This window comes from Salmonella sp. NW722 (genome assembly GCF_051702785.1).
Taxonomy (GTDB): Bacteria; Pseudomonadota; Gammaproteobacteria; order Enterobacterales; family Enterobacteriaceae; genus Salmonella; species Salmonella enterica.
Window position 1 is genome coordinate 82,328 of record NZ_JAMMIN010000011.1, and the last position, 8,553, is coordinate 90,880.

An 8,553-nucleotide genomic window follows, 5' to 3' on the forward strand; every position below is an offset into this window, starting at 1 on the left:
ATCAACCTCCCAGTTTCGATTTATCGCGCACCGCGCCTTTATCGGCGCTGGTCGCCAGGCTGGCGTAGGCACGCAGGGCAAACGAAACCTGACGCTGACGATTTTTCGGCGTCCAGGCTTTGTCGCCACGAGCCTCCTGCGCCTCGCGGCGTGCGGCGATTTCAGCCTCGTTCAACTGCAACTGAATGCTGCGGTTCGGGATATCAATCGCAATGGTGTCGCCATCTTCAATCAGCGCAATAGTGCCGCCGCTGGCCGCTTCCGGCGAGACGTGGCCGATGGAAAGACCCGAAGTACCGCCGGAGAAACGCCCATCGGTGATGAGCGCGCAGGCTTTGCCCAGCCCCATCGACTTCAGGAAACTGGTCGGATAGAGCATTTCCTGCATTCCCGGCCCGCCTTTCGGCCCTTCGTAGCGGATCACGACTACATCGCCTTCCACTACTTTGCCGCCGAGAATCGCCTCTACCGCGTCGTCCTGGCTTTCATACACTTTAGCCGGGCCGGTAAATTTAAGGATGCTGTCATCCACGCCTGCGGTTTTCACAATGCAGCCGTTTTCGGCGAAGTTGCCATACAGCACCGCCAGACCGCCGTCTTTGCTATAGGCATACTCCAGCGAGCGGATGCAACCCGCTGCGCGGTCGTCATCCAGCGAATCCCAGCGACAATCCTGCGAGAACGCCTGGGTAGTACGGATACCGGCAGGGCCAGCACGGAACATTTTTTTAACCGCTTCGTCCTGCGTAACCGTGATGTCGTACTGTTCCAGCGTTTGCGGCAGCGTCAGGCCTAATACGTTTTTCACGTTGCGGTTCAGCAGCCCGGCGCGATCCAGCTCGCCTAAAATACCCAGCACACCGCCGGCACGGTGAACGTCTTCCATATGGTATTTCTGGGTACTTGGCGCCACTTTACACAGCTGCGGCACCTTGCGGGACAGCTTGTCGATATCACTCATGGTGAAGTCGATTTCCGCTTCCTGCGCCGCCGCCAGCAGATGCAGAACGGTATTGGTCGAACCGCCCATCGCAATATCCAGCGTCATGGCGTTTTCAAACGCGGCTTTGCTGGCGATGTTACGCGGCAGTGCACTTTCGTCATCCTGCTCGTAATAGCGTTTAGTCAGTTCAACAATCCGCTTACCGGCATTGAGGAACAACTGCTTCCGGTCAGCGTGGGTTGCCAGCAGTGAGCCGTTGCCCGGCTGCGACAGGCCCAGCGCTTCGGTCAGGCAGTTCATGGAATTAGCGGTAAACATGCCGGAGCAGGAGCCGCAGGTTGGACAGGCGGAACGCTCCACCTGGTTACTTTGATCGTCAGAGACTTTCGGGTCCGCGCCCTGAATCATGGCATCAACCAGATCCAGCTTGATAATTTTGTCTGAAAGCTTGGTTTTCCCGGCTTCCATCGGTCCGCCGGAGACAAAGATCACCGGAATATTCAGGCGCAGCGAGGCCATGAGCATCCCTGGGGTGATTTTGTCGCAGTTGGAGATACACACCATCGCGTCAGCGCAGTGAGCGTTCACCATGTACTCCACGGAGTCGGCGATCAGCTCGCGCGACGGCAGTGAATAGAGCATACCCCCGTGCCCCATGGCGATCCCGTCATCCACGGCAATAGTGTTGAACTCTTTCGCCACACCGCCGGAAGCTTCAATCTGTTCGGCGACCAGCTTACCGAGATCGCGCAGATGAACGTGACCCGGCACAAACTGAGTGAATGAGTTCACCACGGCGATAATCGGTTTGCCAAAATCACTGTCGGTCATTCCGGTGGCGCGCCACAGCGCGCGGGCACCCGCCATATTACGACCATGGGTGGTGGTGGCGGAACGGTACTTAGGCATGCTTTATTTACTCCCCATCTTTTCCCTTCATACTTCACGCCACAGGTGCGTTGGCTGCCTCACTCACCCCAGTCACTTACGACAGTAAGCCCTGGGGATTCGCTGCGTTGCCGCCTTCCTGTGACGCAAATTATTTTGGGAAAATATTAATTTTATTTATTATGAATTTACCGGATCCAACCAGCCCCATTTATCCTCGTTTTCTCCAGTGAAGAGACCAAAGAAGGCTTGTTGAATACGCTTGGTAACAGGGCCGCAACGGCCTTCACCTACCTGGATACCATCAACGCTGCGTACCGGAGTAATTTCTGCCGCGGTTCCGGACATAAACACTTCGTCGGCCAGATACAGCGATTCACGGGACAGCACCTGCTCACGCACTTCAATACCCAGCTCTTTCGCCAGTTTGATGATCGCGTCGCGAGTAATGCCTGGCAGCGCGGAAGAGGTAAACGGCGGAGTAAACAGCACGCCATCTTTTACCTCAAACAGGTTTTCGCCTGCGCCTTCGGAGATATAGCCGTTTACATCCAGGGCGATGCCTTCCTGATAGCCGTGGCGGCGCGCTTCGCTACCCACCAGCAGTGAGGAAAGATAGTTACCGCCCGCTTTCGCGGCGGTTGGAATGGTGTTCGGCGCAGCGCGATTCCAGGAAGAAACCATCGCATCGATCCCCTGATCCAGCGCTTCGGCGCCCAGGTATGCCCCCCACGGGAACGCGGCGATGATGACGTCAGTGGTGTATCCCGGGGGCGGGTTAACGCCCATACCGACATCGCCGACAAATACCAACGGACGGATATAGGCGCTGGTCAGGTTGTTTTTGCGGATCACTTCGCGGCAGGCTTCCATCAGCTCATCAATACTCTGGGAAACCGGAAAACGATAAATTTTTGCTGAGTCGCGCAGGCGCTGCATATGTTCACGATGACGAAACACTACCGGGCCTTTGTGAGAGTCGTAGCACCGAATCCCTTCAAATACCGACGTACCGTAGTGCAACGCGTGAGACATTACGTGAACCTTCGCGTCTTCCCAGCGCACCATCTCGCCATTGAACCAAATGTAATCAGCTTTTTTCGTCGTCATTTTTCTTCCTTTTGCGCTCAGGCGCGGATTTGTTGTGATGTGGCAGCGCTCTGGCAGATCGCGACATGCGCAACATCTACCAGTTTACTTAACTGACTAAACAGTAAGTCGACCGACCGGGGACTGGCAACGGTCAATTCAATATTTATATTCTGCGCATCGGTCGCGGCTTCCATATTCATGGAGCACACCTGAAAACCACGATGGCGCACCACGCGTAAAACACGTTCTAAGGTTTCTGGATTAAAGCGTGCCGATACATTGACCTGATGTTGCATCATGATAATTTCTCCAGCATTTCAGAGTTACTGGCGCCAGGCGGCACCAACGGCCAGACATTTTCAAGTTCGTCGATTGAGACGTGAAGCAGGTACGGCCCTTCGCTTGCCAACATCGTGTCGAGTGCCGCTTCAACCTGGTCTTTACGAGTAATGTGCTGGCCTGGAATGCCGAAGGCGCTGGCCAGCATGAGGAAATCGGGGTTATCGGTCAGGGTGGTTTCGCTATATCGCTCCTGGAAAAACAGTTGCTGCCATTGTCGAACCATCCCTAACCGCTGGTTGTCGAGTAAGACTATCTTCAACGGTAACTGCTTGCGTTTTACGGTGCCCAACTCCTGAACATTCATCATGAAGGAGCCGTCACCGGAGATACAGATAACGGTATCATTCGGTCGCGCTACCTGCGCGCCAACGGCCGCCGGTAAGCCGAATCCCATCGTCCCCAGACCGCTGGAAGTGATGAAGTTCTCCGGGCGGGTGTAAGTCATATGCTGGGCTGACCACATCTGATGCTGCCCAACATCCGTCGTCACCACACTGTCTGCGGGTTTGCGTTCCGACAATTGCTTCAACAACAACGGCGCATAGATAGTCTCGCCAGGATGGTCATAGCGCCAGGCGTGTTCTGCGCGCAGCTCTGCACAGGACTGACGCCATGCGTCGATCTTCAGCGGTTGCTGTAATGCCGGCAACAGCGAATTTAAATCGCCCTGCAACGCGACGTGTGCCTGACGCAGTTTGTTCATTTCCGCCGGGTCGATATCCATATGGATTACGCTGGCGTTCGGCGCAAACGTATTCAGCTTACCGGTCACCCGGTCATCAAAACGTGCACCCACTGCGATCAGTAAATCACACTCTTGCACCGCGAAATTAGCCGCTTTAGTACCGTGCATTCCCAGCATGCCCAGATAGTACGGATAATCAGCCTCAACAGCCCCCAGCCCTTTCAGCGTGCAGGTAACTGGCATTTGCGTTACCGCGATAAATTTACGCAGCGCCGGAACCGCCTGCGCCATACCAACACCACCGCCGACGTACAGCATGGGTTTTTTCGCCTGTTCCAGCATCTGGCGCGCCTGTTCCACATCAGCCTGCGGGAAGGTCGCTTCGTTATCAACGGTAGTAAACCAGGGCTCCAGCGCTCCGCTGGCTAATTGGATATCTTTCGGGATATCCACCAGAACCGGGCCAGGACGGCCAGCGTTGGCGACTTCAAAAGCCTCTGCCATGATACGAGGCAGCTCTTCCAGCGACTGCACCAGGAAGCTGTGTTTGGTACAGGCCAGCGACAGCCCTAACACATCCACCTCCTGGAACGCATCGGTGCCGATGAACGGGGCGGACACCTGACCCGTGATCGCGACGACGGGGACCGAATCTAACAACGCATCCGCCAGGCCAGTGATCAGGTTAGTGGCACCAGGGCCGGAAGTGGCGATACAAACACCGGTTTTGCCGGTAGAACGGGCATAACCGATTGCCGCCATTGCGGCACCCTGCTCGTGTCGGCACAACAAATGCTCCACACCACCGTCATACAACGCGTCGTAAACCGGCATAATTGCGCCACCAGGATAACCAAATACGGTTTTCACCCCCTGCGCTCGCAAAGCATGTACCACCCACTGTGCCCCGTTCATAGTTACATCCCCGTCGTAAATCTTGAGAAACAGAATTTTATGCTGTTATTCACGCTCTGCTCCTCGCTTAAGTTTTTCAGGCCAAAAAAAACCCCCGGACCTTTCGGTGCGGGGGTCTTAGTTCGTTAAGGCTTGATTTCTAAGCCTTTCCTCGTCCAAGTGCAGCCCCGCACGGTGGGATAATAATCACCACCACGCTAATCACGACCAGGCTAATCACTCGTAGAAGGGCTGTCATTTTTGTCTATTCTTGCATCTTGTTCGAAGGAATACCTAAAGAGTTACCATAGGTTTTGCCAATAGCACAAGATATTTTTTTAACCACGTTTCAGATAATGCAGGTGAATGCCTACAAGGGCTTTGTTTTTTATAAGAAAAATTAGAAACTGAAAAATTTTCACGTTTTCCTCCCCCTTTTGGCGCGCTTTGCACCCTGTTTTCCTTCTTTTCGCTTCTGCGAGCGTTCTTCCAGTTTGATATTTCTTACCTGAAAATGACGCCAAAATTCAGGAAGCAGCCGCTAAAAAACAAAAAGTCAGTAATTCGATTTTCTCTTCTATCCCGCATAATCCACGTAACAGGAGGGATTATGTCACTGGCGATTGTTCATACTCGCGCCGCACTTGGCGTCAATGCGCCGCCTATCACTATAGAGGTGCATATCAGTAATGGATTACCGGGATTAACCATGGTTGGCCTACCGGAAACCACGGTAAAAGAGGCGCGTGACCGGGTACGTAGTGCGATTATTAATAGCGGATATGAATTTCCGGCTAAAAAAATAACCATTAACCTTGCTCCAGCCGATCTACCGAAAGAGGGCGGAAGGTATGACCTGCCTATTGCTGTTGCGCTTCTGGCCGCGTCTGAGCAGCTTACAGCGTCGAATCTTGAGGCATATGAGCTGGTGGGTGAGTTAGCGCTTACAGGCGCATTACGCGGCGTTCCTGGCGCAATATCAAGCGCAACGGAAGCCATCAGGGCCGGCAGAAATATTATCGTCGCAACAGAGAACGCGGCGGAGGTTGGGCTTATCAGCAAAGAAGGATGTTTTATCGCCGATCATCTACAAACCGTCTGCGCCTTTCTGGAAGGGAAACACGCCCTGGAAAGACCTTTAGCTCAGGATATGGCATCGCCTACCACAACTGCCGATCTTCGCGATGTGATCGGTCAGGAGCAGGGTAAACGAGGCCTGGAGATTACAGCGGCAGGGGGACATAATCTGCTATTGATCGGCCCGCCGGGTACGGGTAAAACCATGCTGGCCAGTCGACTGAGCGGGATTCTTCCACCATTAAGCAATGAAGAGGCGTTGGAAAGCGCCGCGATCCTCAGTCTGGTTAATGCCGATACGGTACAAAAACGATGGCAGCAACGTCCCTTTCGCTCACCTCATCATAGCGCCTCACTTACTGCTATGGTCGGCGGCGGCGCAATACCCGCCCCGGGAGAGATATCGCTGGCGCACAACGGAATTTTGTTCCTTGATGAATTGCCTGAATTTGAGCGACGCACACTGGATGCGCTACGTGAACCTATAGAATCCGGTCAAATTCATTTATCCCGTACCAGAGCGAAAATAACGTACCCTGCCAGGTTCCAGTTAATCGCCGCAATGAATCCCAGCCCGACCGGACATTATCAGGGAAACCATAATCGCTGCACGCCAGAACAGACACTACGTTACCTTAATAGGTTGTCAGGCCCGTTTCTTGATCGTTTTGACCTTTCGCTTGAGATACCGCTTCCACCGCCCGGGATTCTTAGCCAACACGCCTCAAAGGGTGAGAACAGCGCTACGGTAAAAAAGCGGGTCATCGCCGCCCATGAACGGCAGTACCGACGCCAGAAGAAGTTAAACGCGCGTCTGGAGGGTCGCGAAATCCAAAAATACTGTGTTTTGCATCACGATGACGCTCGCTGGCTTGAAGACACGCTGGTGCATCTTGGATTATCCATTCGCGCCTGGCAGCGTTTACTAAAAGTGGCCAGAACCATTGCCGACATAGAACTGGCTGACCAGATCTCACGTCAGCATTTGCAGGAAGCGGTAAGCTATCGGGCGATAGACAGGTTGTTAATTCATTTGCAAAAGCTGTTGGCGTAAAAAAAGGGCATTACGCCCTTTTTATTAATCATCAGCTTCGGTGTAGTCTTCTGCGCCTTCAACTTGCGGCTTGCCGCCAGACAAGGTGTGGAAGCGTTTTGGACGCTTGATACGCGTCATATACTTGGACCAGACGCGTTCTGCATCCGTTACCGGCTCGCGTTCACCGCGACATACCGCTACAAACAGCTTCTCTTCTTCAGTCACAGGCTCACGCTTGCCAAGATCCAGATCATTAAAGGCATGACCATGACGCTCAAGCAGTTGTGCCTCTTTAATCGTGAAATCACCGTGACGAGAGAATCCACGTGGATAATGTTTATTGTCAAAATATCGATTAGTCGTCGTAAAGCTTTCCGCCATCCTGCACGCTCCTAATTCTTTGTCTGAGCTATTTATGGCGCGGAGTATTAGTTACGCTTGACAGAGTGTAAAACAAAACATTTAAATCATAACGACAAATAATTTTGTGGAGAGCACAGTGGATACGGAATTGTTAAAAACTTTCCTGGAAGTTAGCCGGACACGCCATTTCGGGCGGGCCGCAGAAGCACTTTACCTGACGCAATCCGCGGTGAGCTTTCGTATCAGGCAACTGGAGAATCAACTGGGCGTAAACCTTTTTACGCGGCACAGAAACAATATCCGTTTAACCACGGCTGGCGAAAAACTTTTACCGTATGCGGAAACGCTGATGAATACGTGGCAAGCGGCACGTAAAGAGGTGGCGCATACCTCACGCCATAACGAGTTTTCCATCGGCGCCAGCGCGTCTTTATGGGAGTGTATGCTTAACGCCTGGCTGGGGCGACTGTACCAACTACAGGAGCCACAAAGCGGCCTGCAATTCGAAGCCAGAATCGCTCAACGGCAATCGCTTGTGAAGCAACTTCATGAACGCCAGCTTGATCTCCTCATTACTACCGAAGCGCCCAAAATGGATGAGTTCAGCAGTCAGCTGTTAGGGCACTTCACTTTGGCGTTATATTGCAGCAGCCCTGCCCGTAAGAAATCAGAACTCAATTATCTGCGGCTGGAGTGGGGACCAGACTTCCAACAGCATGAAACAGGGCTGATCGCAGCAGATGAAGTGCCGGTATTAACAACCAGCTCAGCCGAACTCGCCCGACAGCAGCTTAGCGCATTAAATGGCTGTAGCTGGCTTCCTGTAAACTGGGCAAATGAAAAGGGCGGATTACATACCGTTGCCGACAGCGCAACGCTTTCACGGCCACTATACGCTATTTGGCTGCAAAACAGCGATAAATACTCGCTGATCTGCGATCTGTTAAAAACGGATGTGCTGGATGAACAATGAAAATGATGAAAAGAAAAAGAAGGGAACTTACGATTACCTGATCAGATAATCAGGTAATTTTAGGCAAAAAAAATCCTTAGCAGATGCTAAGGATTATTTCTGGCAGGGGCGGAGAGACTCGAACTCCCAACACCCGGTTTTGGAGACCGGTGCTCTACCAATTGAACTACGCCCCTAATTAGGGTGGCGGAACGGACGGGACTCGAACCCGCGACCCCCTGCGTGACAGGCAGGTATTCTAACCAACTGAACTACCGCTC

9 protein-coding genes and 1 tRNA gene are annotated in these 8,553 nt (G+C 53.0%); 2 read left to right on the forward strand and 8 right to left on the reverse strand.

Annotated elements, in window-relative coordinates; translation table 11 throughout:
* Position 1 precedes the first annotated feature (1 nt).
* The 6 genes from ilvD to ilvL all read right to left on the reverse strand — a co-directional run bounded on the left by ilvD (position 2) and on the right by ilvL (position 5,103).
* Complete coding sequence (gene ilvD / locus NA330_RS21740) at positions 2–1,852, reverse strand: dihydroxy-acid dehydratase (protein WP_001127428.1); 1,851 nt, start codon at positions 1,850–1,852, stop codon at positions 2–4.
* A 159-nt stretch (positions 1,853–2,011) separates the two neighbouring features.
* Positions 2,012–2,941, reverse strand: a complete 930-nt coding sequence (ilvE, locus tag NA330_RS21745) for a branched-chain-amino-acid transaminase (protein WP_023241729.1) — start codon at positions 2,939–2,941, stop codon at positions 2,012–2,014.
* Positions 2,942–2,958: 17 nt separating this feature from the next.
* Positions 2,959–3,222, reverse strand: coding sequence for an acetolactate synthase 2 small subunit (gene ilvM, locus NA330_RS21750; protein ID WP_000983260.1), 264 nt, complete (start codon positions 3,220–3,222; stop codon positions 2,959–2,961).
* The gene (gene ilvG, locus NA330_RS21755) at positions 3,219–4,865 is read right to left on the reverse strand and encodes an acetolactate synthase 2 catalytic subunit (protein ID WP_023241728.1); all 1,647 of its coding nucleotides are present in this window, start codon (positions 4,863–4,865) and stop codon (positions 3,219–3,221) included. The genes ilvM and ilvG overlap by 4 nt, the downstream gene beginning before the upstream one ends.
* Positions 4,866–4,867: 2 nt before the next feature.
* Positions 4,868–4,918, reverse strand: a complete 51-nt coding sequence (ilvX, locus tag NA330_RS21760) for a peptide IlvX (RefSeq protein WP_192930503.1) — start codon at positions 4,916–4,918, stop codon at positions 4,868–4,870.
* 86 nt (positions 4,919–5,004) lie between these two features.
* On the reverse strand, positions 5,005–5,103 hold the full coding sequence (gene ilvL, locus NA330_RS21765) for an ilv operon leader peptide (RefSeq protein ID WP_001311244.1): 99 nt from the start codon (positions 5,101–5,103) through the stop codon (positions 5,005–5,007).
* 351 nt (positions 5,104–5,454) lie between these two features.
* Between ilvL and NA330_RS21770 the strand changes: the two genes are divergently transcribed.
* The gene (locus tag NA330_RS21770) at positions 5,455–6,975 is read left to right on the forward strand and encodes a YifB family Mg chelatase-like AAA ATPase (RefSeq protein ID WP_023241727.1); all 1,521 of its coding nucleotides are present in this window, start codon (positions 5,455–5,457) and stop codon (positions 6,973–6,975) included.
* A 24-nt stretch (positions 6,976–6,999) separates the two neighbouring features.
* Here the strand turns inward: NA330_RS21770 and maoP are convergent, their stop codons facing one another.
* Complete coding sequence (gene maoP, locus NA330_RS21775; protein ID WP_000840996.1) at positions 7,000–7,338, reverse strand: macrodomain Ori organization protein MaoP; 339 nt, start codon at positions 7,336–7,338, stop codon at positions 7,000–7,002.
* A gap of 106 nt (positions 7,339–7,444) precedes the next feature.
* On the opposite strand from maoP, the gene hdfR reads away from it, so the two are divergent.
* Positions 7,445–8,293, forward strand: coding sequence for an HTH-type transcriptional regulator HdfR (gene hdfR / locus NA330_RS21780; protein ID WP_001541181.1), 849 nt, complete (start codon positions 7,445–7,447; stop codon positions 8,291–8,293).
* A gap of 100 nt (positions 8,294–8,393) precedes the next feature.
* Here the strand turns inward: hdfR and NA330_RS21785 are convergent.
* Positions 8,394–8,469: transfer RNA gene (locus NA330_RS21785), tRNA-Trp, on the reverse strand.
* Positions 8,470–8,553: the final 84 nt, after the last annotated feature.